Here is a 24,011-nt window from a genome sequence, read left to right on the forward strand (position 1 = left end):
CTTTCGACCAGATCAGCCAATTTTTATCAGGCATTATTTTTGAATATGAAAGGATGTGTCTTTGACCAGTTCATAGGCTTTTGAAGGTGCCGGATAACCGCGATCAAATAATTCCCGGTTGGTTCTTTCCTTTTCACTATAGATTTTTTCCAGATTCATGACCAAGTGATTTGAATCTTTAATCTTATAGTAAAAGCTCGCCCCTTCTTTGCGATTCACCACCACATCGGTACGTTCCGGATTGATAAACCAGCGGTCTTTACGGTAGGTGATATTGTGAGCCGTGCTGTTTTTGGTATTATCAATAAATACTTTGCCATACTGTAAAATGCTGCGATACACGGTACCGTCCGGCATCAGAGTCAAAATAAATTCTGCCTTGCCTTCAGTGCAAGGGGCAAAGCGGCCATCACAATCAATTTCAGTATGATAACGGCCTATAAACGCCTTGGCATCCTCTGGTACAGTTGCAGGGTTTAAATCAGCTTCTGCCGGAAGAGTCGCCTGCCCTGCGACCTGAGTTAAGGATTTGGCACTGACGGTCACTACATCGGCCTTCGTATTGGCAGCGGAAATTTTAACACCCTCTTCTGAGGCCGCCTGACTTTCCTGTTCAGGTTTGACTTGTTGCTGATCACAAGCCTGCAAAATCACTATACTTCCCAACACCAGGCTACATTTAAAAAAACTGCTTAATGTACAACGTGATACATCCAATTTCATTTTTAATAAACCTAAATAGGAAACATGGCGAGCAAAAAGCACACAGCAAAGCTGCTGAAATTTACACAAGAGTTCAATAGAATTTTCACTATGTTAGTAGCTCTTAGATCTGGTTTTAATCTTTATTAACATTACTTAACGATTTTATTTTTAATCAGCACTTTAAAAAGCTTAAGCAAACTCCATTTCTTTAAGTATGGATCCGTTTTAGGATTCAAACATATTTTTAATCAGGAGATTTTAATGGCCAATGTTGGTTTATATCGCTCTAACCGCTCAAACATGATTGCAGGTGTGATGGGTGGTATTGCTGAACGTTTTGGTTGGAACGCGAATTTATTACGTCTGATTTTTGTGGTGATTTCAATCATGAGTGCCGCATTCCCAGGTATTTTGGTTTATCTGGTGCTGTGGTTAATCATGCCGAAAAAACAGTACAGAATTGATCATGACAGCGTTCATCAACCTCAGGGCTATCAAAATCCTGTGCGTACAGTGAATCAGGATAAACGCTATTAAGCTGTACAGTCATTTTTAACAAGCGTTCTTAACCAGTTTCATCGCAGAGCTTCCTCTTTCACCCCGGTTAAATGGGATGAAATTTTGATGCCACGGTAATTTCCCCAAGTTATCGTGGCTTTTTTTGCCTATATTTTTTTGTTATTTCTTTGCTCTATTACTGCTTTTCACTTTCTTTCTCAGTTGAATTCACGATAAGTTCAAGATTCCAATTTTTTAAAATGGATTTCACATGACTCAGGCAGAATGGATGATGCTGTGGCTCTGTACCGTAGCAGCCCTGCTGCATGGTTTAAGCGGCTTTGGCTTTCCCATGATGAGTACGGCTGTTCTGTCCAGCGCATATCCGCTTAGTATCGCGGTTACCCTTGTCATTCTGCCCTGTCTGCTGCTGAATCTGATCATGCTGAATGCCAACCCTGCGCATAGCCTGTTGAATAGTATTGACTATTATATAAAACGCTATTGGCCACTAATACTTAGTAGCCTGATCGGCAGTGTACTCGGGGTCAAACTGTTACTTTGGCTAAATGAAGCTTATTTAAAACTGTTACTGGGTCTGGTGATTGTATTTTATGTCTTGGACCAGTTACGGGCACGGCCATTGCAAGTCAGCCCACATATTTCCAGCATGCTCTGTTTTGGTTTATTGGCCGGCATTATTGGAGGTGCGACCAATGCCATGGCGCCTTTTCTAATGATGTATTTAATGAGTTGCCAGCTCTCTAAAACAGATATTGTCATTATCAGCAATCTCAATTTCATTGCCGGTAAACTGATCCAGCTAGTTTTACTGTTTCCAATTCTGATCACACTGGAAACCCATCAACAGCATATTCTGATCGGGATCAGCTTATTCGCCCTTGCTGGTGTCTGGATCGGAGGCAAAATACGCCATCGTTTGTCTCAGCAGCACTTCAAATGGATTGTCCTGGCTTTACTTCTTGGCTTGGGCCTGTATGCCCTCTGGCAAAGTGCTGGATTATTGCAACAATCTGGTTATAGTATCTTTAAATAGGGTATTTTTTAAACAAAACAAAATTAAAAATTCAAAGCTAATATAAAAATGACGTAAATAAACACCTTGCAAGGAGAGCATATGACTCAGACCAACCTAGCTACCCCGACCAATGCTATGCCCAAAGGACTGCTGAAAGGCTGGATCCTTATTTTTGTCGCAGCCATTGTAGCTTATGGCTTATATCTTTACCTGCCCTATGACCAGAATGCCAATAAAGGACTGGCACTTTTAGCCTTTATCGGTATTTTATGGCTGACGGAAGCCATTCATATCACGATTACAGCGTTACTCGTCCCCGTAATGGCGGTATTGCTGGCTATGCCAATGGCCTCTGGTGAAGAACTGGTTCCGATTACCACGCAAGCCGCTTTGGCCACTTTTGCCGATCCTGTCATTTTCCTGTTTTTTGGTGGTTTTGCACTGGCCACAGCCCTGCATATTCAGAAACTGGACCGGAAAATCGCCATGTGGATCATTTCCCTGTCCAGAGGACATCTGGGCATTTCTGTACTGGCGATTTTTGTGGTGACGGCGCTGCTGTCCATGTGGATTTCCAATACAGCCACTGCTGCCATGATGCTACCTTTGGCCTTGGGTTTGCTTTCACATCTGGATGTCAGCAAGGATCGTAAAACTTTTGTCTTTATCCTGCTCGGCATTGCCTATTCAGCCAGTATTGGCGGACTGGGCACCATGGTCGGTTCACCTCCGAATGCCATTGCCGCCAAGGCACTCGGCTATGATTTTGCCGACTGGATGAAAATCGGCTTGCCGATGATGTTCATTATTCTTCCCGCCATGCTGGTCAGTTTATATCTGGTACTACGTCCAAAACTAAATCAAAAAGTACAATTTGTGACCGAAGATATTCCTTGGACCAGAACCCGTATAGCCACCATGATCCTCTTTCTCTGTACTGCAATTGCCTGGATTTTCAGTAAAAAATTCACCGAAATTTTTGGTATTTCACAACCGGATACCTGGATTGCAATTTCGGCTGCCTGTATGGTGGTGATTCTGGGTACCGCAAGCTGGAAACAGATTGCAGAAAATACCGACTGGGGGGTCTTGTACCTATTTGGTGGTGGTCTGACCTTGAGTGCCATTCTGAAGGATTCAGGCAGTTCGCTGGTACTGGGGCAAACTCTGGCCAATGCCTTTGGTGATGCCTCCCCGCTGATGATTATTTTTGTAGTCGCCACTTTTATTATCTTCCTGACTGAATTTACCAGTAATACCGCTTCGGCTGCCCTGCTGGTACCAGTATTTGCCGCAATTGCGGATCAGATGGGCATGCCCAAAGAAATTCTGGTGATTGTCATTGGTATTGGTGCCTCATGTGCCTTTATGCTGCCGGTAGCTACCCCACCCAATGCGATTGTTTTTGGAACCGGTCATATCCAGCAAAGCGAAATGATGAAAGTCGGTTTTGTACTGAATATTATGTGTATCTTTATTATTTCCCTGTTTATTTACTGGTTCTTTATTTAATCATTAAAGTTTAAGCATCACACCATCCACAAAGCACACTCCGGTGTGCTTTGTCGTATTGATCGCCTATATGTTGAATCTTTCTCTCATCGAAAAATGATATGCTTTTAAAAATAAAAAAGTATAAATTTCATATAGTCTAAAAATCATAGAAGCGCTAAATCATTTATGGATAAGCTATTTCAGTTCACATCCCAACCGATCCAGAATTCTCCCTGGAAAATGACGCTTAACCTCGCGCTTACCCCTTTGATCATCGCTGTAATTTTATTCCCTTATGCGCTATTTCATGAAGCCAGCTCTGGGGGTTTTCTCCATTTTCAGAAGCCTGTTTTCAGCGCTTTTGATTAGCTTTTTTGTCTGCCTGACTTACTGGATGATGGTCTTCCCTTTCCTATTAGTGACTCACCTGCTACTACGCCATTATCAACTGTTTAATATCATCACGATTTTAATAAGCTACGTCTTGGGGATCCTGATCATGGCCTATCTCTCGCATCCTCCAAGCGAAGCTTTTAGTTCCCATTTTTTGTTTCTGCTGTGTTTTTCCCTGCCGATGGCACTATTTTACAGTTTTCTTAGCTGGCAAGCCGACCAGACCTGATCGCTTATATTCCATTTTAATCCGGCTTTAAGCTTTCATTTTAAAATGATTCAGTTCCTGATTCAGTGCGGCAATCATGTCTGCTCGACTGATAATTCCCACCAATTGCTGCTCGCTCACCACCGGAATATAGTTAAAAGAACGCTCGACAAAGTACGGCACCAGATCCTGAATGGGTTGTAAGGGCTGCACCGTAATTACCTTACGGGTCATGATATGTTTGACCTGATGTTCCCAGCTACTGCGCACATCGGCAGCGCGCTTGAACCATTCCACCACCTGATACATTGCCAGTGTACCGACCAGTTGTTCATCGGCATTAACGACGGGCAGGCTCATCAGGTTCATCTGTTTAAACTTGTCCAGTGCGTGCTGGATATCATCATTTTCATGCAGGGTTGCCACATCCTTCGTCATAATATCCTGGCAGCTAAATTCATGCACCGCACGCGCATTGGCACGGTTTTGTGCCTCCAGAATAATTTTTTGCAGGTCATATTCACTGATATCCAGCAGCTCGGTGCGCTGATCCAGCACTTCCTGAATATCCTGCGGTTGAATGGTGACTTTCTGGGTCGGCGTCGGATCCTTGGAACGAGTATTTAATTGAGCTTGCTGCGGATAATCCTTGCCAATCATTCGGTTAAAGACAATGGCAATCACCATCAGCAAAATTGAATTGAGCAGTACCGGATAAAATACAAAGGCATAACCCAGTTCATGCACCGGCTGGCCACCCAGCACTGCAGTAATCGCTACGGCGCCACTCGGTGGATGCAGGGAATCCGTGGTCATCATCAGGACGATCGCCAAGGCCACGGCTACACTAAAAGCCTCAGTCGGACTAGCTATGAATAAAGCGCAACTCACACCAATCACGGCAGCAATGGTATTTCCGACCAGAATATTCCAGGGCTGTGCTAGAGGACTGGCCGGCACAGCAAACAGCAATACCGAAGATGCACCCATCGGGGCAATATACCAGGCTTCAAAATCCCCCAGAATCCATAAACTCAACAAGGACGAAACCACCAAACCCAATAGTGCACCAGCTCCACAGAGCAACCGGTCTTTGAGTGGAAGGACTTTGAAATTCGGTTTTAAGGTATTGAGCCAATCGAGATGGGAGTGAAACACAGTGCGCCTGATCTTATTGTTCATAGATTTTGGGCATTATAGAGCCAAGCCAGATGAAAGGCATCTGTGTTTTACATCTTTTCATCATGAGTCGATCGAAGCTTTTTAAAACCATAATAATCTCGCTCAGCTTGAAAATACTGATCCTGTTTTTTTTGCAGAACAACCGCCCCCCTATCAATCGCCATTGAAATGGAAAAACCCTTTGTAACCATTTTGCTTAGTATATTTCCAGAACATTTTTATTGTGGCCTGCCTATTCATTCAGGTTTGATCAGGGGCTGGATTTTTAACAGCTCAACCTGACCATAATAAGTTGAAAATGCCACATCTCCGGCATCGACTCCAGTGCCGATCCGAATAAGATTTTCGACCGGAGCCAAACGGGTCGGATCAAACTGCACCCAGCCACCGTCTAAATAGGCTTCAAAAATGGCATGAAAATCGGGTAGAAACTTTTCAATTTCCACATAACCGACCACCATGCGTGCCGGAATTCCCAAGGCACGGCACAGCGCAATGCCTAAATGGGCAAAGTCACGACATACGCCTGCGCGATGCACCAGTACATCTGTAGCAGTGGTAAACTGATCAGAACTGCCAGACACATAAAAAATATTGTTATAAATCCACTGTTCAATGGCTTTGATCCGCGTATAGCCCGGTGTCATCCAGCCAAATGAGCGTTTCGCCATTTCCAGTAATAAATCCGAATTGCAATAACGGCTGGCCAACAAATAAGGCAATACTTCATCGGGCAGCTCAGGAATGGTTACTTCTTTCATACCTTGCTGAAGTTCCAAAGAGAGGCTCGGTTGACGAACCACTGTCGCCGTATAATTCAGCTCAAAAGCCTCACAGGGTTCGACCTGTAGCCGAACATGACGGTTTTGATGCTGAGTATCCTGGAATTCATGCCATGCTACGGGCAGATTAAAGCTAAGTTTTTCTTCGAGAATATTCTGATCAGGATGATGTGCCGCCTGAAGCATAAAAATAAATTCTGTCGGTTGCACGACCTTGTATTTTAAATGGCATTGAATTTGGTAAGTGGTCATGAAGTTCCTTATTTTTAAGCATTATTATATTGCGTGAATATTAAACTAATTTAAGAACGACAATCGTATAAGATCCGTTGAACTTTATGACTCTCCAGTGAACAGGATGCCATATATCTGATTTATTCCTGATTTTCAGATCAGCCTGTATCAACCAGCAAAGCCAAAATCGCAGTAAGCCTCTAAATGCCGCGTATCCTTTAAGCCTGTTTTATTTTTTTCAGAAAAGTATCCCTACATTAACCCTTTGCCACTCCCCTGCAAAGTCCTTATAATTGAGCACAATTTTTCTCTAATTTTAAGTGGATGACCATGAGTCGCGCCATATCGCATATTGATACCTTCCAAGGCTTAATTCTTGCCTTACAAACTTACTGGGCGGAGCAAGGCTGCGTCATTTTGCAACCTTATGATATGGAAATGGGTGCAGGGACATTCCACACTGCGACTTTCCTTCGTGCGCTGGGTCCTGAAACCTGGAATGCCGCTTATGTTCAACCGTCACGCCGTCCGAAAGATGGTCGTTATGGTGAAAACCCGAACCGTTTGCAACATTATTACCAATTCCAGGTTGTGCTTAAGCCAAACCCGGACAACATCCAGCAGCTTTACCTAGACTCATTAAAAGCGATCGGTATTGATCCTTTAGTTCACGACATTCGTTTCGTAGAAGACAACTGGGAATCTCCAACACTAGGCGCTTGGGGCTTAGGTTGGGAAGTTTGGCTCAACGGTATGGAAGTAACGCAGTTCACGTACTTCCAGCAAGTCGGTGGTGTTGAATGCTACCCAGTCACCGGCGAAATTACTTACGGCCTTGAACGTCTTGCCATGTACTTGCAAGGCGTAGACTCAGTTTACGATTTGGTTTGGACCAAAGGCCAGTTCGGTACGGTAACGTATGGCGATGTGTTCCATCAAAATGAAGTGGAACAATCGACCTATAACTTCGAATATGCCAACGTTGAAAAAATGTTTGAATTGTTCGATTTCTACGAAGCTGAAGCAACACGTTTGATCGAAGCGAAACTTCCACTTCCTGCATATGAGCAAGTCGTGAAAGCATCACACAGCTTCAACTTATTGGATGCGCGTGGCGCGATTTCTGTGACTGAACGTCAGCGTTACATTTTACGTGTACGTACATTGGCACGTTCTATTGCGACCAGCTATGTAGCAGCACGTGCGGAACTTGGTTTCCCAATGGCTGAACCTGCATTACGTGATGAAGTGTTGGCACAGCTCAAAGCACAAGTTGAAGCAGAAGCGAAAGAAGCAAACAAGGAGAGCAAATAATGTCTAAACATACCGTTTTGTTCGAATTGGGTTGTGAAGAACTTCCACCAAAAAGCTTAAAAAAATTACGTGATGCCTTACATGCAGAAACCGTAAAAGGCTTAAAAGATGCGGGTCTTGCTTTTGATTCAATCGAAGCTTATGCAGCACCACGTCGTCTTGCACTTAAAATCGTCAATGTTGATGCTGCACAAGCAGACACACAAAAACGTTTTGACGGCCCTGCCAAACAGGCAGCCTTTGATGCTGAAGGCAACCCGACTAAAGCACTTGAAGGCTTTATGCGTGGTCAAGGCATCACAGTTGATCAAGTATCGACTTTCCAAGCCGGTAAAGTTGAAAAAGTTTGCTATCTAAAAGACGTAAAAGGTCAAAGCCTTGACGTTTTATTGCCACAAATTTTACAAAATGCTTTAGACAACCTGCCAATTGCAAAACGCATGCGTTCTGCGGCGAGCCGTACTGAATTCGTACGTCCTGTGAAATGGGTTGTGTTGTTAAAAGACAACGACGTAGTTGATGCGACGATTCAAGATCACAAAGCCGGTAACGTGACTTTTGGTCATCGTTTCCACGCGCCAGAAGCGATCACTTTAACGCACGCTGACGAATACTTAAGCAAGCTTAAAGCAGCTCACGTTGTGGCTTCTTTTGAAGAGCGTCAAGCAATCATCGATCAACAAGTGAAAGCGCTTGCTGATGAAGTCAATGCCATTGCGATTGTACCAAGCGATCTTCGTGACGAAGTGACTGCATTGGTTGAATGGCCTGTTGCGCTACGTGCAAGCTTTGAAGAACGCTTCCTTGCTGTTCCTCAAGAAGCATTGATCACTACGATGCAGGACAACCAAAAATACTTCTGCTTAGTGAACGCTGACAATAAACTTCAACCGTACTTCATTACTGTGTCAAACATCGAGTCGAAAGACCCGACACAAATTATTGAAGGTAACGAAAAAGTTGTTCGCCCACGTTTGTCTGATGCTGAATTCTTCTTCCTACAAGATCAAAAGCAACCGCTTGCATCTCGTAAAGAAAAATTGGCTAACATGGTGTTCCAGGCAGAGCTTGGCACACTATGGAACAAGTCTGAACGTATTGCAAAATTGGCTGTTGCGCTTGCGCCTATTACAGGTGCAAAAGCGGAAGATGCTGAAAAAGCTGCCCTTCTTGCGAAGTGTGACTTAACTTCTGAGCTTGTGGGTGAATTCCCAGAACTTCAAGGGATCGCGGGCACTTACTATGCGCGTCTTGAAGGTGAAAATGCTGAAGTAGCTGAGTCTTTAGGTGAGCAATATCTTCCTAAATTTGCGGGTGACGTTTTACCGAAAACCAAAACTGGTACAACCATTGCTCTTGCGGATCGTTTAGACACGCTCACAGGTATTTTCGGTATTGGTCAAGCACCTACAGGTTCTAAAGACCCGTTTGCACTGCGTCGCTCTGCGATTGGTATTTTACGTCTGGTAACTGAAAACGAGCTTGATGTTTCAATCGAAGATTTGATCAAACTTGCACTTGCTGCCTATGGCGATGTATTGAAAGATCACGACAAGACTTTGACAGATGCAGTTGCATTCCTGGAAGGTCGTTACCGTGCGAAATACGAAGATCAAGGTGTTGCTGTTGATGTTATTCAAGCGGTTCAAGCCTTGTCACCAAAATCTCCGCTTGATTTTGACAAGCGTGTAAATGCAGTCAACCACTTCCGTGCATTGCCTGAAGCGGCTGCGCTTGCTGCTGCCAACAAGCGTGTTGCGAATATTTTAGCGAAAGAAGCGACACCTGAAGGTGCTGTGGTTGAAGCAAACCTGGTTGAAGATGCTGAAAAAGCTTTATTCACTGAACTTGCGAAAATTGCGCCTCAAGTTGAACCGTTATTTGCTGCGAAAGACTACACTGCTGCCTTGTCTGCACTTGCTGCACTTCGTGCGCCAGTCGATGCATTCTTTGATGGCGTCATGGTGATGGCTGATGATGCTGACCTGAAAGCAAACCGTTTACGTATGCTAGCTCAGCTGCGTGACTTGTTTACCAAAGTAGCTGATATTTCAGTGCTTCAACATTAAGCTCTGATTGAAATAAAAAACCCGCTTTAAAGCGGGTTTTTTATTTTGAAAATCTTATAGTTAGATGTTAAGGTAATTGAAAATCAAAAAATATTAGGAATATAAATGGTCAGTAATTTAACAGTTCAGAACATCAATCGTTATACAAAAGAAATTGCAGATTTAAATTTAAAAATTAGCCAAGAAAACAAAAAAGAAGCTACTCTAAATGATAAAATTAATCAGATCTTAAAATCATTAAATTCCAAAAATGTAAGTTTAACCACTCTAAGTAGTAAAACTTCAGATATGAATCGAAAGCAATCTGAGGTAGCTAGATGTCAGCAGAAAAAAGCGGAATTACAAAAAAAGTTAGCTACAGTAGAAACAAGTCTCCTTAAAGCAAGACAAAAATTATCTAAAGAGCAGGAAGATGAGAACAAAAAATTAATGGCTTTAGAGAAAAAATTAAACTTACAACAAATACAAAATAAAAAAGCAGTCACCCAAGTCATTACAAATGTTGGACTACAAAATCAAAATAGCCTGCCTGATGCAGAATACGATTTTTTTATTTCTCATGCATCTGAAGATAAAGAAGAATTTGTCCGTACTCTTTATCAAGCTTTGATTGATGCAGGATATAAGGTCTGGTTTGATGAAATTACACTTAAAGTCGGAGATAGCCTAACAAGTGAAATAAATAAAGGTTTAGTAAAATCGAAATTTGGAGTAGTAGTAGCATCTCAAGCTTTTATGAAAAAAAATTGGACGCGTTATGAATTTGAATCTTTAGTAGCTCAAGAAATGGATAGTGGAACTAAAAGAATTCTACCTATTTGGCACGGCGTATCTAAAGATGAAATCATTAAGTTTAGCCCTAACCTAGCTAATAAAGTGGCTTTGAATACCGCCAATCAAAGTATTTCTGAGATAGTTGAAGCTCTATCTGAACTATTACCTCTTGAAGAAGATGAATTAGATCAAGATATTGTCTAGAGTAAAATTAATTTTAATATAGGCAAAGACTATAGGATTCCCTATACTTTGCCTAACAACACTCAACAAGAAAGAATCATATGAAATTTAAAACACTCATTCTGACTGGTCTTGCGAGTATCGCAGTTACAGCTTGTACATCTGCACCCAAAATCCCACAGCTTCAGGTTGGCGTCTTACAGGAAGTCCAAAACCTCGAAGTTGTTCCAGCCACGACCAACAACAAGGCCAAACTGACCAAATTTCTCGATAAATGCGTGATTGAATTTACGGGCGATATCGGCAATAACCGTGTCATTGAACAATGGTCATTTAAAGGCATGACTCTAATCGATACCGGCTCAGCGACTTTCCAGCGCGACGGTACTAGCACTGCACAAAAATTTGACCTGCACGATGCAGGCGTACAAAAGAACTTTGTCAGCTTACGCGAACATTTCGCCAAAGATGCGTTGACACAATGTGACTAAAAAATCGCCCTGTTTTTAATATAAGAATAGGGCTTTTATTTTGCTGAAAATCAATTCAAGGCTTCTCCTGATATCTACTGCCCTTTCTTTAAAATTACAATATTCCGGCACAGATCAACCTGAAAGCCCTGCACTCTTCACAGGATATTCATTGTTTTTGACCAATTATCCGTTACACTGAAAAACAAACTCAGACCGCACTTAGACGAATTCGAGGTCGATCCATAATGAATATCAAAACCCCAATTATTTTAACGACAGCTTTGATGCTTTCTGTTCCAGCATTTGCACAAACCACGACTCAGTCTGCTAAACCGGTTAAGCCTTATGGTGAAAATCCGAACCTGCTGCATGTCTTTGCTTATAAAGCACAGGAAGGCGTGATTAATACTGCCGAGAAAGTCGGTGAAGCAACGGAAAAAGGCATTGCTAAAATCAAGCCAGGGGTAGACCGTGCCTGGAGTAATACCAAGTCTGCAACCTCGGATACACTGCAAAAAGTAGATCAGGGTGCAACTCAGGCAGCCCAGCAAACCGGTCAGAAAATTCAGCAGACCAAAGAAGTTTGGCGTGGCAATTCACAGCAGGCGCCTATTGTTCAGCAGCCTTTAAGCCAGTCGAGTGCGACGCAAAACCCAAATACACCACAGACTCAACCCCAGTCAGGATCAGCTACCAGTTATGCGGTAACCGATTTATAAAAAAAGCCCGTGATGGGCTTTTTTAATTTTTAGAACGTGATGGGCTTTTTTAATTTTTAGAAAATAAAACTATTACCTTGTATCGACGCGATCTATGAATTGACCTGTCGAATCGGCTGACCCTGTTTAAATGCTGCTACATTTTCGACCATTTGATCCACAATCCGTTGTCTTGCATCGACACTGCCCCAGGCATTATGCGGTGTCACAATCAGGTTGGGAATCGTAGAGTCGAGCAGCACATTGCCCTGTTTCGGTGGTTCTACCGTTAGAACATCTGTCGCTGCACCGGCAATCTTGCCTGCACGCAGAGCCTCAGCCAATGCCGCTTCATCGACAATTCCGCCACGCGCACAGTTAATTAAAAATGCGCTGCTTTTCATTGCATCCAGCTCAGTATGACTGATTAAATGGTGGGTATCTTCAGTGAGTGGACAATGCAAAGTTAAAAAATCGACTTGAGGAAGTAGCTCGGCAAATGGCGCACGAGATGCATCCGCCGGACGATTTGGCAGCGCGGCAATAAGCACTTTCATGCCAAAGGCTTCGGCCAGTTTCGCCACCGCATGGCCCAGTTCGCCATAACCCACAATGCCCAATGTTTTTCCGGCCAGCTCGACAATTGGCGCATCCAGCAAACAGAACTGACTGGCTTTTTGCCATTCGCCTTGTTCTAATGCACGTTGATAAGACAGGAATGAAGTCGCCAGATTGAGCATCAACATGATGGTATGCTGCGCGACTGCCGAAGTGCCATAAGCCTGACAGTTACACACGACGATCCCTTGCGCTTTGGCCGCCTCAAGGTCGACATTATTGGTGCCGGTTGCAGAGATTAAAATGAGTTTGAGTTGAGGGCATTGCTGAATCGTAGCTGCATCGATCATCACCTTATTCGTAATGATGACATCGAAACCAGCTACACGGGATGCAATCTCGACAGCCGATGTAGCCGGATACAAAACCAGTGGATCAAATGCTGCATGCAGTGCCTGAAAGTCCAAATCCTGCTGGTCTAAAGAAGCATAGTCTAAATAAACGGCTTTCATGGCTGTTCCCTCAATCCTATTTGACAATTTATGTCTGTCATTTAAAACAAGTCATTGAGTCTTTTCAACCTGTTTCCAGCCTGAAGCTTAATCCAGCGGTTTATCCATATGATTACGTAGTGACTTGCGGATTCGATACACCACATACACGGACAGAATAATCATAAAGATGATGGACGCACTGACCATGATCACTGCAGGATGCACAGTTTCTGCATGCGCCAGATTGGGCAGAACCAGACCGAAGATAAAACATACTTGCATCATAGAGATCCCCTTCTTCGTTTCAACCATCGGGAACGATATAATTGGTTTACTATTTATACCGCTTATCTCTATATTATGCCAAGCTCATCACAAGTCAAGTAATTGTTTTTTATGAAAATTTTTAGTTAACTTATCTCACTGTGCGTCACAAACTGCGTATTTTTGTCATTATCGTCGATAAAAGCAGCAGCACCATACTCATTGGTACTCAGATTCAGCTGCTTATAGCTAAACATATAAAAATCGCTATAACGCTTCATTAAAATCGGGTGCATGCCCAGACTAAGCTCATCCTGTTCCTTGATCAGTTTCATGATATGCCGGTCATTCATCACCACCAAATAACGTTCATCATTCAGATTAATACTCAATAAACCATTACCTTTGGCATAAATCGGAATCAGAAATTTATGGTTCAGGGTAATTGCACCTTCTGCATAACTTTCGATTTTATGGCTGATGACATTAAATACCAGACCATGTCCATAGTGATCCAATAACAGCTGACGATTTTCCTGCGGCAAATTCACATGAATGCCCAGTTTGAGCAGGTCATGCTGATCAACCTGTTTATTGCGTAACAGTTCCCGCAAAATCACCTGTTTCTGGCTGGCATCAAAAAACTGGTTATCCAGTTGCAGATCGTTATTTTTCAGAATGTATCCCAAAGCCATGCGGTGTCGTGGCAAGACATTTTCAATCACCTTGCGATAATAGAACTTGCTGTTTTTCTTGACTCGGCGCATTTTCTGATAGAAATAGCTTGGCTCATATTCATGCACCAAAAAGTCATAGAGCAATTCGGAACTGGCCAAAACTGCGATCGCATCATGTCCGGTAAAAGGTAAATGCAGCACATGATGATGCGGAATCAGCGCCTCTAATTTCAGATAATGGGCACGATCTTCGGCACAGTAAGGATCATAGACAATAATATATTCGCAGGTGTTGTCGATATCTTCGGCTGCAACCCGCATATTTGTATTCAGCTCTGGCTGATAGAACATGTTATAACGGGCATCATGTACATCTTCCGGATCGATCGAGTATTGCGGCACCATCGCCACCACCCGTTGTACGCCCAAGGCACGGGAATACTTGATCGCAGCATAGCCGCCCATCGAACCGCCATAGGCAATACGCTGCTGAAACGGCTCAATCAGATCTGCGATGGCTTGCAACATGTTCCACATGGAACCTTGTGGAAACCAGGATTTATGCTTGGGCATAATACCAAGTACATTAAACTCGAATTTCGCCAGTGACTTTTCTGCATTGATGTTGAGGCCCTTGGCACGGGTAATCAAATCGCCAAATGAAAAAATCAGTTCTGAAGAAGATCCCGGCATAAAAATCGCGCGTATATGTTCATCTTCAAAAACAATCTGCTTGTCCATAACTTTCCCGTGCTGGTAAATCGAACCCTTCCACAACAATTCAGTCAATGAACGCTGTCAAAAAAGTGAATATGCTATTTTATATCGATCAAAAAGATTAAAAAGCGCAAAATATGACACAATCATTACATCCTGCAGCAAAACAGGGTTTTAGTGCGTCGGCTGAGCTCTATCAGCAAGTGCGTCCCGATTATCCGGCAGAAATCAGCCAGTGGCTGAGTAAAACGCTGGCTTTGCCTGCAGATGCGCATCTTTTGGATTTGGGCAGCGGCACCGGCAAGTTTATCCCCTATTTACGCCCGCTCAGTAAGCACATTATCGCGATTGATCCTGTCCCGGAAATGCTGGCTCAATTACAACAGGCGCATCCGGACATTCATACTCTTGAAGGCGTTAGCCATCAACTTCCCCTGCCTGATCATAGCCTGAATGCGGTATTTTGTGCACAGTCATTTCACTGGTTTGCCGATTCTGCTACCTTACAAGAATTAGATCGGGTACTCAAACCGCAGGGTTATCTGGTGTTAATTTGGAATCAGCGCGATACTCGGATCGACTGGGTTCAGGCCTTGGCCGATTGTATTGCCCCCTTGGAAGGCGATACGCCGCGCTATCATAGCGGCACCTGGCGCGAGGTCTTTGCACAGCAAACGCTATTTCAGCCCTATGCAGAAACCACAATGACCCAGCAACAGCATGGCAGTGTCGAGCAGGTGGTATCCAAGCGGCTGCTCTCGACTAGTTTTATTGCAGCCATGCCTGAACAGCAGCAGGCACAGTTAAAACAACAATTTGAACAGATCATCCAGCAATATACAGCCAAAAGCGCAGAGGAAATGATCGATTTTTCTTATGTCACCCATATCTATGTGTTCAAGAAAAGTAATTAAAAACAGGAGGCGATCATGCATAAAATACCAGGAATGACACGAACGCTGTTGTTCGCTGCGGCCATGCTGCTGATGGCATGTGACCAGAAAACGACAGAAACTCCGACTGAAGCGACAACAGATAATACGGCTTCAGATCAAGTCATGCAGGAACTGAAAACCGAGCCACTGAAAGACTTCCCTAAAACTGCTGATGATCCGCATGATATTGCTGCATTGACAGATTATGAACAGCGCTTTCAGGAAATGAGCAGCGACTTGGAAAAAGAATTAAACAGCATGCGCGATGATGAAAATATGACAGAAGAATTTGTCCAGCAACGTCAGCGTGATCATGTCCAGTCAGCATTGAATATGTTGAAGGCTTTAGAACTGAAAACCGAACAGGGCCGTTATATTCAGGGCTTAATGTATCAATACTGGGAACATCAGGACAAATTACTCAATACTCCCAAGACTCAAGCTACACCCGTGAATGAAGCCAGTGAGAATGTCAAAGGTCTAGGGAAATATCTACACGCCCAAGAACAACTGGAACGCTGGCGTTCGCAATATCCGGATCTCGCCAAGAAAGAACCCGCTTCCCGGCAAGTGAAGGAATAGTCTAGGATGCTAGATTGGCACACAGCTTAGATAAAATACAAAAATAATCTAAGCTGAACTGGCAGCTTTAAAACAGCGTGAATGAACAAGGCCGGATCTGTTGAGTCTGCATTCAGTATAAATACTAGATCATCCTAGCTATAAAATGACTTAATCTGCTGTCAGAAACTGATGCACACCTTCACCCGCTGCACGCCCTGTGGCAAAACAGGCTGTCAGTAGATAACCGCCGGTCGGTGCATCCCAGTCCAGCATTTCTCCGCAAAGAAATACATGTGGGTTAGATTTCAATTGTAGCTGTTCTGACAACACTTCACGCTTGACGCCACCCGCACAGCTAATCGCCTCTTCAATCGGGCGGAAACCTGTGAGTGGAAGGGTCAAATGTTTAATTTTTTTGGCTAATGCAGTAGCATCTTGCCATACTGCTTTGTCTAGCAATTCCCGTACTAAAGCCGCCTTGGCACCGTCCAATCCGGCTTTACGCCAGACATTAGTTAAAGACTGCTTCTTACTTGGCTGTAATTTTTGCGCAAGCTGTTCGATGCTTTGATTTGGGAATAGGTCCAGATGCAGCTGCATAGGCTGCCCCTGTTTTAGTTGCTCGCGTAAGCCACGCCCCTGCTTATAGATCAGACCACTTTCCAGACCATAATGACTGATCACGATATCGCCGATGGTCTTTTCACCTTGCCCAACCCATGCTGCAACACGTTTCAGCGGCTGACCAAAGACTGGCTGCATAAACCGAGACCAAGGATATTCCACTCCGGCATTACTGGCTTGGAAAGGCTCAATTTCATCCGGTTTCAGCCATGCTTGCCATGCACCATCACTCCCCAACGCTGACCAAGACACTGCCCCACAAGCCAGAATAATGGCATCAAAATGTTCAGTGCGATATTCATTATTTTTCAGATCATGCAGTTCGAGCTGTTGCTGCTGCAACTGGCTGACTTTATGCCGGTAATGAAACTGGATGCCATCACTGGCCAAACGCTTGAGCCAGGCACGCAGCAAGGGCGCGGCTTTCATCTCTGTGGGAAATACCTGGCCGGATGAACCGATATAAGGCTCAATGCCGAGCTGCTTCATCCAGTCTTGAATCCAGAGTGCATCCCAGCGTTTGATCCAGGGAGACAACCACTCCACCTGATCATAACGTTGTACAAACTGTGGCACAGGCTCAGCATGGGAAATATTCAGACCAGTTTTGCCTGCCATCAGGAATTTACGCGCAGCAGACGGTTTTTGCTCATAGACATGCAGCTCATAACCAAACTGACTGAGCACTTCTGCCGCCATTAAGCCTGCGGGGCCTGCGCCCACAATAGCAATGCGTTTGCTCATCTGCTTATTCCGCGACGGTGGCATTCTGCCCTTGTAAAGGCTGGAAATCATCAAAGCGCGTTACATAACTTTCAGGCTTGGTGATGATCAGTTGCTGGCATAATTCGCCACGTTCCAGATATTTAATTTCAAAATGGGTACGCGCCGAATCTGCAGCAATCACTTCTTTGACAAAAGGCAGCTTCCAGAGCTCTCGCACCTGTGTTTCTGCTTCTTCGATATAAGTAGGAATATTACTGGCCAGCGTAATCGTTCTACCGATTTTCAGGCGGGAAAGCAGGAACTCAAAAAATGGCATATTGACCCAGCGCTGCGCCGGATTATGCGGCTCAGGATTTGGATATAAAATAAAGAATTGTTCGACCTGCTCCGGATACAGTGCATGCACGATCCACGGTAAAGCATCGGCATGAACGGTCTGTAAATTGGTTTGACCTTCAACAGCATGCTGTTTTTGCATCGCCAGAAATTTTTCCCGGGTACGTTCAATCGCAATCAGTTGAGTGTCGGGATTGTTCTTGCTGAATAACAAGGCATGTTTACCTTTACCCGCTCCCACTTCGACGCAGACCGGTTCAGGACTGATGCTTTGAAAATCACGGGGCGCATGCATACGCTGTGCTTGAAATTGACGAATCGGCATAATCAGATCAAACTAATAAAAACCGCATAAGTCTAACAAGCGCGGCTATATTTGCCTAATCGAACCTTTATTTTTCTTTGGAGTCGTCCCATGCCTACCACTTTAAACTGTCCGCGCTGTGGCAAGCTGACCACATGGGAAGATAATGAATTCCGTCCTTTTTGCTCAGAACGTTGCAAAATGATTGATCTAGGTGCTTGGGCCAATGAGGAATATAGTTTGCCTACTCAGGATGCACCACAAGCCGACAACAGCGAAGAATAAATTGTCTTCCCTGTCGAAAATTCTGTCTGAAAGCAGAATCTTGTCGAAATTAAGTAAATAAATCATATGAATTTTATAAAATTACTTAGATAAAGCAACACGAATTAACATCTTTCATAAAGCCTTAGTATTATTGTTCTACTCTAAATTTTCACATTATTTTTAGAGCAATAATATGGGTTATATTATTTTAAGAGTCATATTAATTGGGGTTGGTCTACTCGCACTTCTTTCGTTGGGAGTCGGCATTTTCCAACAAGATAGCTTATTTATTGTATTGGGTGTGCTTTTTGCTTTTGCCGCTTGGCTCATACACATGCAAACGCGACAACTTCGCAATAATCCCTTTTCAGAATAAAAATAAAAGACCAAACTATATTGGTCTTTTATTTACGCTTTTAACCCGCTTTACCTGCAACAAAAGGATTATGCTGCTTTTCAAAACCAATGGTGCTGATCGGTCCATGTCCTGAAATGAATTGGGTTTCATCTGGCAGGCTGAAACATTCTCGCTGAATTGAATCTAAGAGCTGTTGATGGTTGCCACGCGGGAAATCAGTCCGGCCAATCGAGCCTTTAAACAATACATCCCCTGTCCATAACAAGTCATAATTTTTGTTATAGAACATCACATGACCCGGCGTATGGCCTGGAGCAAAACGTACTTCAAATTCTTCATTGCCAAGTGTGAGCACTTCACCGCCTTCCAGCCACTGGGTCACTTCAACTTTTTCCGGAATCGGAAAACCATAACGTGCCGAAACTTCTTGAATCATGTCAAGCCAGAATGCATCTTCCTTATGTGGTCCGATTACCGGTACATTCCAGGCCTTTTTTAATGCACCCACCGCACCCGCATGATCCAGATGGCCATGAGTGAGCCACAAGGCTTTAACCGTTAAACCCAGCGCTTCAACTTCAGCTTTGAGTTTTTCAGGTTCGCCCCCCGCATCAATCAAAATGGCTTCTTTAGTGTCCGCATCCCAAACGATCGAACAGTTTTGCTGAAATGCAGTAACTGGAACAATTTTGACTTGTAACATGGGGTGAAAAACCTCGGGCAAGTTAATGGGCAAGTGTCTGTGTCAATGCATCCAGATTAGCCTGGAGCAGACTGTTGAGCAATCGCAAATGATCTTCACGGCTATTTAAAGCAGGAATATAGCGATAGCTTTCACCGCCGAGTGCTTTAAATGTCTCGGCATTTTCGATTGCCAGCTCTTCAAGCGTTTCCAGACAGTCCGCGGAAAATGCCGGACTCATCACCTGAATTGATTTCACCCCTTGCTTGGCCCAATCTTCGAGCAAAACATCGGTATAGGGCTTGATCCACTCCTGTTTGCCAAACCGCGACTGAAAGCTGATCGCATATTGATCTTCGCTTAAACCTAGTGCTTCCGCCACCAATTTACCCGTGATGCGGCAACGGTCGGCATAAGGATCGCCTTTATCAGCATAAGGCTGTGGAATGCCGTGGAAAGACATCAATAATTTCTCTGGTTGACCATGAATTGCCTGATAATCACGTACACTTTGAGCCAACGACTGGATAAATAAAGGATGTTGATAATAATCCCGGATCACTGTCAAACCGGGTAAATTACGCTGTTTAACCACCCATTTCGCCACCGCATCGTATAGAGGTGCGGTCGACGTGGCTGAATATTGGGGAAACAGGGGAAATAGAATTACGTGTTCCTGTGGCTGCGCGGAGACTTGTGCCAAGACATCCTGAATGTTGGGATTGCCATAGGTCATGGCGGGTACCACATTCAGCTCAAACTGCGGATACAGCTGGGTGAGATGCGTCTTGACTGCTGCGACCTGCTCAAACAGAATTTCACGCATCGGCGAATCCTGTCCCCATACTTGCGCATAGGCCTGTGCTACCCGCTTTGGACGGAAGGGCAAAATGAATAAGCGCAGAATGATTTGCCAGATCGGTTTGGGAATTTCAATCACACGCTGGTCAGATAAAAACTGCTTGAGGAAACGGCGTACCGCTGGAATCGTAGGCTCATCTGGTGTGCCCAAGTTTGCCAATATAATCGTCACTTTCGCTTTAGCAGGAGAATACATTCAGTTCGTCCGTCAGGATATCAACCCCTGTACTTTAACAGCTTTTTATTTATTCTCTCTATGGATTAATACGCTGACTTATATTGAAAAGTGCGATCTAAATCCAGCAAGCTGCTATCCAGCAATTTTTGCGCTTTTGGCGTGATCTGCCACAGCATGCGCTGTCGGTCATCACGACCGGATGGTACAATCCAGTCATTCTGGCGCATTTGAATTTTTAAACTATGCAAGGCACGAATATTCATCTGGGCACGCGCAACTGCATGCGCACGCGGCATCTGCACCCGTGCATCCTGCAAACCGGTTTCATTCAGATATTCATTCATGCGCTTCGAGAAAAACTCTTCAGGTGTGGGATTGACAAAGGTTGAACCCAGCAATGCCAATAATTGTGCCCAAGTGAGTTTTTTCTGTACTTTGATTTCCTTGAAGTTACCATCCTGATAAGCATGCATCCGGTATTCAAAAGAAAAAATTTCATGCATCGCTACTTTGGGCAAGCTTAGGAATGGATCAACTTCTGCAGTTCCACCATCACGTTCCAGTTGAGCCACTTTGGCTTTCAGCTGATCAATCTCGTCATGTAGCGCCTGAGTATTTTGCGGACGCACCCAGCCAGTCACCGGATAGCGCTCCAACATTTGCGGCATGTTAAAACGCACTGCCATTTCCAGATCGCGCAGGCTACGGTAAGTAAAGACCTGATCGACTTCCTGCTGTAACAGTTGACGGAATTCCTTGAATTTTTCCTGTAATTCCGGTTTGGCATCATGCAATGCACTTTCACGTGATGCCGGATCATCATGCATAAACACAATAATCGGTTTTTGCTTGGTCACTGCATAAATATATTCGAGATGCATATAGCCAACACCCGATACCGACTGCTCTCCATACTGGCTTCCCAGCAGAATCACGACATAATCACAGTCATCAATCTGGCGGCGTGCAAATGCAGTATTCAGCGGTGTACGCTGTTCCAGTCCCCACGAGAAAAACCCCATTCCTACCAGTGTTTGAGACAGAATGATACGCTCCGGTTGCATTTCTGCCCCAGAGGTTGAGATGAACACTTGGTACCGTTTATCCAGCATGGGCTATCCTCTTCTCCTGTACATTTGGGTAAAAAATGCATCATCACATGCTTCTTTACCCAATATGGCCACCCCAAAATCAAAATATCTTTCTTCTTAAATTATAAAAATGAGTTTTAAACTGCACTCATATTACTGACCTGCCATTTTAAATCGGCCGGAATCAGGTGCTGCAAAATCGGTCGGAGCTGTTCAGCATTCTGCCCACTCACCACCAATTCAATTTTCACGCTTTCTTTAGACTCATGCTCAAATAATAACCCATTTTTAATTAAAATTCGGGCCGTTTGTCTTGCAACCGCGAATCCTGAGTCAATTAATGTCAGCTTTTGACCAAAAATATACTGAATTGACGATTTTAGGAAGGGGTAATGTGTACATCCTAACACTAAATAATCAGCGCCCTGATCTACAACTGGTTGTAAAATCTCTTTTAATGTCTGCAAACAGGCTGCACTCATCTGCTCCCCAGCCTCAACAAAAGGCACCAGATCCAGACTGGTCACAGGCAGGACTTTGACTTGAGCCGGTTCAGCAAAACGGGAAATGACATCTTTAATCAGTTGGCCGCGGAAGGTCGCGGGCGTGGCCAATACCGCCACCGTTTTCGACTGGGTATTCAGGACGGCCGGTTTAAGTGCGGGTACTAAACCGATAATCGGAAAGTTTTCACCATAATAGTCACGCAAATAATCCAGACTAAAAGCGGAAGCGGTATTACAAGCCACCACCGCAACTTTACAACCTTGACGATAAAGCCATTCAATCGCCTGAGCCGTCAAGGCACGAATTTCCTGATCATCTCTCGGGCCATAAGGCACATGCGCAGTATCCGCATAATAGACAAAGCGTTCATTAGGCAAATGGCGGGCAATTTCCAGGGCGACTGACAAGCCGCCTACGCCTGAGTCAAAAATGCCAATAGGCGCATCTACCGTGGCATTGGGCATCGGGTCTAATAACTGGGAAATTGGTTGAATAGCGCTCATAACGTTGCAGGTAGCTTGTTTGAAATTTCTAGCGATCAAGCTTAAACCTCAGGTGCTCAAATGCAAGTCTAAATCACCACTTTTCAAACTTAAAACGGTTTCGCCTGCCGGATTTTCATCAAGCTCTCCCATCTCGACCAGATGTAAAAATGCCGCACGCTGAATCAGGGCATTAATCCCAAAACGCACATGCACATAAGGCCGCAACTCACCTTTGTATTCACGCATAAAGATTGGATGTTCAGCATCAACAACAATCAGGTCTTGCGTGGTCGTGCCCAGTTGCAGATAAATCCTTCCATTAATTTCAACCTGATCGACCTGATTGACAAATAAAGGTTCATCTTCAACTTCAATTTCAATCATTTCTACCGGTGTTTTTAGATAGAATTTATCGTTTTCTTTCCAGAGTACCGTTGCAAACAGGTCAATCATAGGCTGACGCTTGATCAATTGACCTTCGTGCCACCATTCGCCGTTGGCTAAAACCTTCAGATCCATGACGCCACAATGCTTTGGCTGCCATTGCTCCAAAGGGGGAATTGACCTTTTGTGACTGCCCTGTGCATCTTTTAAGTATTGTGCGATATCCATTAAATTTTTATCATCGGGATAAGTTACTTTTTTCGTCGGATTTGTGCTGGGTACTGGCTTATCCATAAAAGAAGACCTTAATGACGGAAAAATAATATGTTTCAGCCAATTGGCTAAAACCGGCTTTAAAACTATACTAGCCCAGATTATCAAAGACACCAGCATTTTTGTGTCTAGGAACCAAGAACACTTATGGCAGCACCCAATCATATGATTATGGTTGCCACCGAATAGTAATATGAGGAGTCCTACATGGAACACATCGAACGTGAATCGATGGAGTTTGACGTCGTCATCGTAGGCGCAGGCCCTGCGGGTCTTTCTGCTGCGATCAAAATCCGTCAACTTGCAATTGAAAACAACTTAAACGATTTGTCCGTTTGTGTCGTAGAAAAAGGCTCCGAAGTCGGTGCACATATTCTGTCTGGTGCGGTACTTGAACCGCGTGCCATGAACGAGCTGTTCCCGGACTGGAAAGAACAGGGTGCCCCGCTAAATGTCCCAGTGACTGAAGATAAAACCTTCTTCCTGCTGTCAGATGAAAAATCACAGGAAGCACCACACTGGATGGTACCTAAAACCATGCATAACGATGGCAACTATGTCATCTCGCTCGGCAACGTGGTGCGCTGGTTAGGCCAGAAAGCTGAAGAACTGGAAGTGTCGATCTTCCCAGGCTTTGCAGCCTCGGAAATTCTGTATCATGCCGATGGCACAGTCAAAGG

The 24,011-nt window shown here is 44.1% G+C and carries 27 protein-coding genes; 14 read left to right on the forward strand and 13 right to left on the reverse strand.

Annotation, left to right across the window (positions count from 1 at the left end):
* Positions 1-33 precede the first annotated feature (33 nt).
* Positions 34-723 (reverse strand): hypothetical protein, encoded by a 690-nt coding sequence (locus FTV42_RS06270; RefSeq protein ID WP_180038032.1) that lies wholly within the window; start codon positions 721-723, stop codon positions 34-36.
* 243 nt (positions 724-966) lie between these two features.
* On the opposite strand from FTV42_RS06270, the gene FTV42_RS06275 reads away from it, so the two are divergent.
* The 4 genes from FTV42_RS06275 to FTV42_RS06290 all read left to right on the forward strand — a co-directional run bounded on the left by FTV42_RS06275 (position 967) and on the right by FTV42_RS06290 (position 4,358).
* Positions 967-1,242: a PspC domain-containing protein gene (locus FTV42_RS06275; RefSeq protein ID WP_004278536.1), complete on the forward strand. Its 276-nt coding sequence runs from the start codon at positions 967-969 to the stop codon at positions 1,240-1,242.
* Positions 1,243-1,474: 232 nt separating this feature from the next.
* Positions 1,475-2,260 carry a sulfite exporter TauE/SafE family protein gene (locus FTV42_RS06280; RefSeq protein ID WP_180038034.1) on the forward strand — a complete coding sequence of 262 codons (786 nt, stop codon included), beginning with the start codon at positions 1,475-1,477 and terminating at the stop codon, positions 2,258-2,260.
* 81 nt (positions 2,261-2,341) lie between these two features.
* Complete coding sequence (locus FTV42_RS06285; RefSeq protein ID WP_180038036.1) at positions 2,342-3,754, forward strand: DASS family sodium-coupled anion symporter; 1,413 nt, start codon at positions 2,342-2,344, stop codon at positions 3,752-3,754.
* A gap of 289 nt (positions 3,755-4,043) precedes the next feature.
* Positions 4,044-4,358, forward strand: coding sequence for a hypothetical protein (locus tag FTV42_RS06290; protein WP_257223421.1), 315 nt, complete (start codon positions 4,044-4,046; stop codon positions 4,356-4,358).
* 27 nt (positions 4,359-4,385) lie between these two features.
* Here FTV42_RS06290 and FTV42_RS06295 read toward each other — a convergent pair whose 3' ends face one another.
* Both FTV42_RS06295 and FTV42_RS06300 read right to left on the reverse strand, forming a co-directional pair.
* Entirely contained in the window at positions 4,386-5,495 is a 1,110-nt protein-coding gene (locus FTV42_RS06295) for an HPP family protein (protein ID WP_180038038.1), read from the reverse strand.
* 260 nt (positions 5,496-5,755) lie between these two features.
* The gene (locus tag FTV42_RS06300; protein WP_180038040.1) at positions 5,756-6,553 is read right to left on the reverse strand and encodes a transglutaminase family protein; all 798 of its coding nucleotides are present in this window, start codon (positions 6,551-6,553) and stop codon (positions 5,756-5,758) included.
* A 312-nt stretch (positions 6,554-6,865) separates the two neighbouring features.
* Between FTV42_RS06300 and glyQ the strand changes: the two genes are divergently transcribed.
* The 5 genes from glyQ (at position 6,866) to FTV42_RS06325 (ending at position 12,067) form a co-directional block, all read left to right on the forward strand.
* Positions 6,866-7,849: a glycine--tRNA ligase subunit alpha gene (gene glyQ / locus FTV42_RS06305; protein WP_004278542.1), complete on the forward strand. Its 984-nt coding sequence runs from the start codon at positions 6,866-6,868 to the stop codon at positions 7,847-7,849.
* The gene (glyS, locus tag FTV42_RS06310) at positions 7,849-9,918 is read left to right on the forward strand and encodes a glycine--tRNA ligase subunit beta (protein WP_180038042.1); all 2,070 of its coding nucleotides are present in this window, start codon (positions 7,849-7,851) and stop codon (positions 9,916-9,918) included. Before glyQ ends, glyS begins: the two co-directional genes overlap by 1 nt.
* 105 nt (positions 9,919-10,023) lie before the next feature.
* Complete coding sequence (locus FTV42_RS06315; RefSeq protein WP_180038044.1) at positions 10,024-10,896, forward strand: toll/interleukin-1 receptor domain-containing protein; 873 nt, start codon at positions 10,024-10,026, stop codon at positions 10,894-10,896.
* 80 nt (positions 10,897-10,976) lie between these two features.
* Entirely contained in the window at positions 10,977-11,366 is a 390-nt protein-coding gene (locus FTV42_RS06320) for a hypothetical protein (protein WP_180038046.1), read from the forward strand.
* A gap of 227 nt (positions 11,367-11,593) precedes the next feature.
* Entirely contained in the window at positions 11,594-12,067 is a 474-nt protein-coding gene (locus FTV42_RS06325) for a hypothetical protein (protein ID WP_004729377.1), read from the forward strand.
* Positions 12,068-12,159: 92 nt separating this feature from the next.
* Here FTV42_RS06325 and FTV42_RS06330 read toward each other — a convergent pair whose 3' ends face one another.
* From FTV42_RS06330 to FTV42_RS06340, 3 genes are all read right to left on the reverse strand, one after another.
* Positions 12,160-13,116, reverse strand: a complete 957-nt coding sequence (locus FTV42_RS06330; RefSeq protein ID WP_180038048.1) for a 2-hydroxyacid dehydrogenase — start codon at positions 13,114-13,116, stop codon at positions 12,160-12,162.
* 87 nt (positions 13,117-13,203) lie between these two features.
* Entirely contained in the window at positions 13,204-13,383 is a 180-nt protein-coding gene (locus FTV42_RS06335; RefSeq protein ID WP_004729374.1) for a hypothetical protein, read from the reverse strand.
* Positions 13,384-13,508: 125 nt separating this feature from the next.
* Entirely contained in the window at positions 13,509-14,780 is a 1,272-nt protein-coding gene (locus FTV42_RS06340; RefSeq protein WP_180038050.1) for a hypothetical protein, read from the reverse strand.
* A gap of 113 nt (positions 14,781-14,893) precedes the next feature.
* Here FTV42_RS06340 and FTV42_RS06345 point away from each other — a divergent pair, with 113 nt between their 5' ends.
* On the forward strand, positions 14,894-15,670 hold the full coding sequence (locus FTV42_RS06345) for a class I SAM-dependent methyltransferase (RefSeq protein WP_180038052.1): 777 nt from the start codon (positions 14,894-14,896) through the stop codon (positions 15,668-15,670).
* A gap of 15 nt (positions 15,671-15,685) precedes the next feature.
* Entirely contained in the window at positions 15,686-16,273 is a 588-nt protein-coding gene (locus FTV42_RS06350; protein ID WP_004647351.1) for a hypothetical protein, read from the forward strand.
* A 150-nt stretch (positions 16,274-16,423) separates the two neighbouring features.
* On the opposite strand, the gene FTV42_RS06355 is transcribed toward FTV42_RS06350, so the two are convergent.
* On the reverse strand, positions 16,424-17,623 hold the full coding sequence (locus FTV42_RS06355) for a TIGR03862 family flavoprotein (RefSeq protein WP_180038054.1): 1,200 nt from the start codon (positions 17,621-17,623) through the stop codon (positions 16,424-16,426).
* Positions 17,624-17,627: 4 nt separating this feature from the next.
* Positions 17,628-18,272 carry an SAM-dependent methyltransferase gene (locus FTV42_RS06360; RefSeq protein WP_180038072.1) on the reverse strand — a complete coding sequence of 215 codons (645 nt, stop codon included), beginning with the start codon at positions 18,270-18,272 and terminating at the stop codon, positions 17,628-17,630.
* Positions 18,273-18,356: 84 nt separating this feature from the next.
* On the opposite strand from FTV42_RS06360, the gene FTV42_RS06365 reads away from it, so the two are divergent.
* Both FTV42_RS06365 and FTV42_RS06370 read left to right on the forward strand, forming a co-directional pair.
* Positions 18,357-18,530: a DNA gyrase inhibitor YacG gene (locus FTV42_RS06365; RefSeq protein ID WP_004278554.1), complete on the forward strand. Its 174-nt coding sequence runs from the start codon at positions 18,357-18,359 to the stop codon at positions 18,528-18,530.
* Between the two features lie 175 nt (positions 18,531-18,705).
* Positions 18,706-18,888 carry a hypothetical protein gene (locus tag FTV42_RS06370; protein WP_004278555.1) on the forward strand — a complete coding sequence of 61 codons (183 nt, stop codon included), beginning with the start codon at positions 18,706-18,708 and terminating at the stop codon, positions 18,886-18,888.
* Between the two features lie 40 nt (positions 18,889-18,928).
* Here the strand turns inward: FTV42_RS06370 and FTV42_RS06375 are convergent, their stop codons facing one another.
* The 5 genes from FTV42_RS06375 to FTV42_RS06395 all read right to left on the reverse strand — a co-directional run bounded on the left by FTV42_RS06375 (position 18,929) and on the right by FTV42_RS06395 (position 23,352).
* Positions 18,929-19,573, reverse strand: a complete 645-nt coding sequence (locus FTV42_RS06375) for an MBL fold metallo-hydrolase (RefSeq protein ID WP_180038056.1) — start codon at positions 19,571-19,573, stop codon at positions 18,929-18,931.
* 22 nt (positions 19,574-19,595) lie between these two features.
* Positions 19,596-20,609, reverse strand: a complete 1,014-nt coding sequence (gene hemH, locus FTV42_RS06380) for a ferrochelatase (RefSeq protein ID WP_180038058.1) — start codon at positions 20,607-20,609, stop codon at positions 19,596-19,598.
* A gap of 65 nt (positions 20,610-20,674) precedes the next feature.
* Positions 20,675-21,703: a DUF4062 domain-containing protein gene (locus tag FTV42_RS06385; RefSeq protein ID WP_005102932.1), complete on the reverse strand. Its 1,029-nt coding sequence runs from the start codon at positions 21,701-21,703 to the stop codon at positions 20,675-20,677.
* 116 nt (positions 21,704-21,819) lie between these two features.
* On the reverse strand, positions 21,820-22,692 hold the full coding sequence (gene murI, locus FTV42_RS06390) for a glutamate racemase (protein WP_180038060.1): 873 nt from the start codon (positions 22,690-22,692) through the stop codon (positions 21,820-21,822).
* Between the two features lie 48 nt (positions 22,693-22,740).
* Positions 22,741-23,352 (reverse strand): DUF1285 domain-containing protein, encoded by a 612-nt coding sequence (locus tag FTV42_RS06395; protein ID WP_180038063.1) that lies wholly within the window; start codon positions 23,350-23,352, stop codon positions 22,741-22,743.
* A gap of 186 nt (positions 23,353-23,538) precedes the next feature.
* On the opposite strand from FTV42_RS06395, the gene FTV42_RS06400 reads away from it, so the two are divergent.
* A partial coding sequence (locus FTV42_RS06400; protein ID WP_180038065.1) for an NAD(P)/FAD-dependent oxidoreductase occupies positions 23,539-24,011 on the forward strand: 473 nt, incomplete at its 3' end.

The sequence above is a fragment of the Acinetobacter sp. YH16052 genome (assembly GCF_013417155.1).
Lineage (GTDB): Bacteria > Pseudomonadota > Gammaproteobacteria > Pseudomonadales > Moraxellaceae > Acinetobacter.

Bases quoted from the DNA above. Each gene is read 5' to 3' on its own strand.
- FTV42_RS06270 (WP_180038032.1), bottom strand. From the start codon at position 723: ATGAAATTGGATGTATCACGTTGTACATTAAGCAGTTTTTTTAAATGT.
- FTV42_RS06275 (WP_004278536.1), top strand. From the start codon at position 967: ATGGCCAATGTTGGTTTATATCGCTCTAACCGCTCAAACATGATTGCA.
- FTV42_RS06280 (WP_180038034.1), top strand. From the start codon at position 1,475: ATGACTCAGGCAGAATGGATGATGCTGTGGCTCTGTACCGTAGCAGCC.
- FTV42_RS06285 (WP_180038036.1), top strand. From the start codon at position 2,342: ATGACTCAGACCAACCTAGCTACCCCGACCAATGCTATGCCCAAAGGA.
- FTV42_RS06290 (WP_257223421.1), top strand. From the start codon at position 4,044: ATGAAGCCAGCTCTGGGGGTTTTCTCCATTTTCAGAAGCCTGTTTTCA.
- FTV42_RS06300 (WP_180038040.1), bottom strand. From the start codon at position 6,553: ATGACCACTTACCAAATTCAATGCCATTTAAAATACAAGGTCGTGCAA.
- glyQ (WP_004278542.1), top strand. From the start codon at position 6,866: ATGAGTCGCGCCATATCGCATATTGATACCTTCCAAGGCTTAATTCTT.
- glyS (WP_180038042.1), top strand. From the start codon at position 7,849: ATGTCTAAACATACCGTTTTGTTCGAATTGGGTTGTGAAGAACTTCCA.
- FTV42_RS06315 (WP_180038044.1), top strand. From the start codon at position 10,024: ATGGTCAGTAATTTAACAGTTCAGAACATCAATCGTTATACAAAAGAA.
- FTV42_RS06320 (WP_180038046.1), top strand. From the start codon at position 10,977: ATGAAATTTAAAACACTCATTCTGACTGGTCTTGCGAGTATCGCAGTT.
- FTV42_RS06325 (WP_004729377.1), top strand. From the start codon at position 11,594: ATGAATATCAAAACCCCAATTATTTTAACGACAGCTTTGATGCTTTCT.
- FTV42_RS06330 (WP_180038048.1), bottom strand. From the start codon at position 13,116: ATGAAAGCCGTTTATTTAGACTATGCTTCTTTAGACCAGCAGGATTTG.
- FTV42_RS06335 (WP_004729374.1), bottom strand. From the start codon at position 13,383: ATGATGCAAGTATGTTTTATCTTCGGTCTGGTTCTGCCCAATCTGGCG.
- FTV42_RS06340 (WP_180038050.1), bottom strand. From the start codon at position 14,780: ATGGACAAGCAGATTGTTTTTGAAGATGAACATATACGCGCGATTTTT.
- FTV42_RS06345 (WP_180038052.1), top strand. From the start codon at position 14,894: ATGACACAATCATTACATCCTGCAGCAAAACAGGGTTTTAGTGCGTCG.
- FTV42_RS06350 (WP_004647351.1), top strand. From the start codon at position 15,686: ATGCATAAAATACCAGGAATGACACGAACGCTGTTGTTCGCTGCGGCC.
- FTV42_RS06355 (WP_180038054.1), bottom strand. From the start codon at position 17,623: ATGAGCAAACGCATTGCTATTGTGGGCGCAGGCCCCGCAGGCTTAATG.
- FTV42_RS06365 (WP_004278554.1), top strand. From the start codon at position 18,357: ATGCCTACCACTTTAAACTGTCCGCGCTGTGGCAAGCTGACCACATGG.
- FTV42_RS06370 (WP_004278555.1), top strand. From the start codon at position 18,706: ATGGGTTATATTATTTTAAGAGTCATATTAATTGGGGTTGGTCTACTC.
- FTV42_RS06375 (WP_180038056.1), bottom strand. From the start codon at position 19,573: ATGTTACAAGTCAAAATTGTTCCAGTTACTGCATTTCAGCAAAACTGT.
- hemH (WP_180038058.1), bottom strand. From the start codon at position 20,609: ATGTATTCTCCTGCTAAAGCGAAAGTGACGATTATATTGGCAAACTTG.
- FTV42_RS06385 (WP_005102932.1), bottom strand. From the start codon at position 21,703: ATGCTGGATAAACGGTACCAAGTGTTCATCTCAACCTCTGGGGCAGAA.
- murI (WP_180038060.1), bottom strand. From the start codon at position 22,692: ATGAGCGCTATTCAACCAATTTCCCAGTTATTAGACCCGATGCCCAAT.
- FTV42_RS06395 (WP_180038063.1), bottom strand. From the start codon at position 23,352: ATGGATAAGCCAGTACCCAGCACAAATCCGACGAAAAAAGTAACTTAT.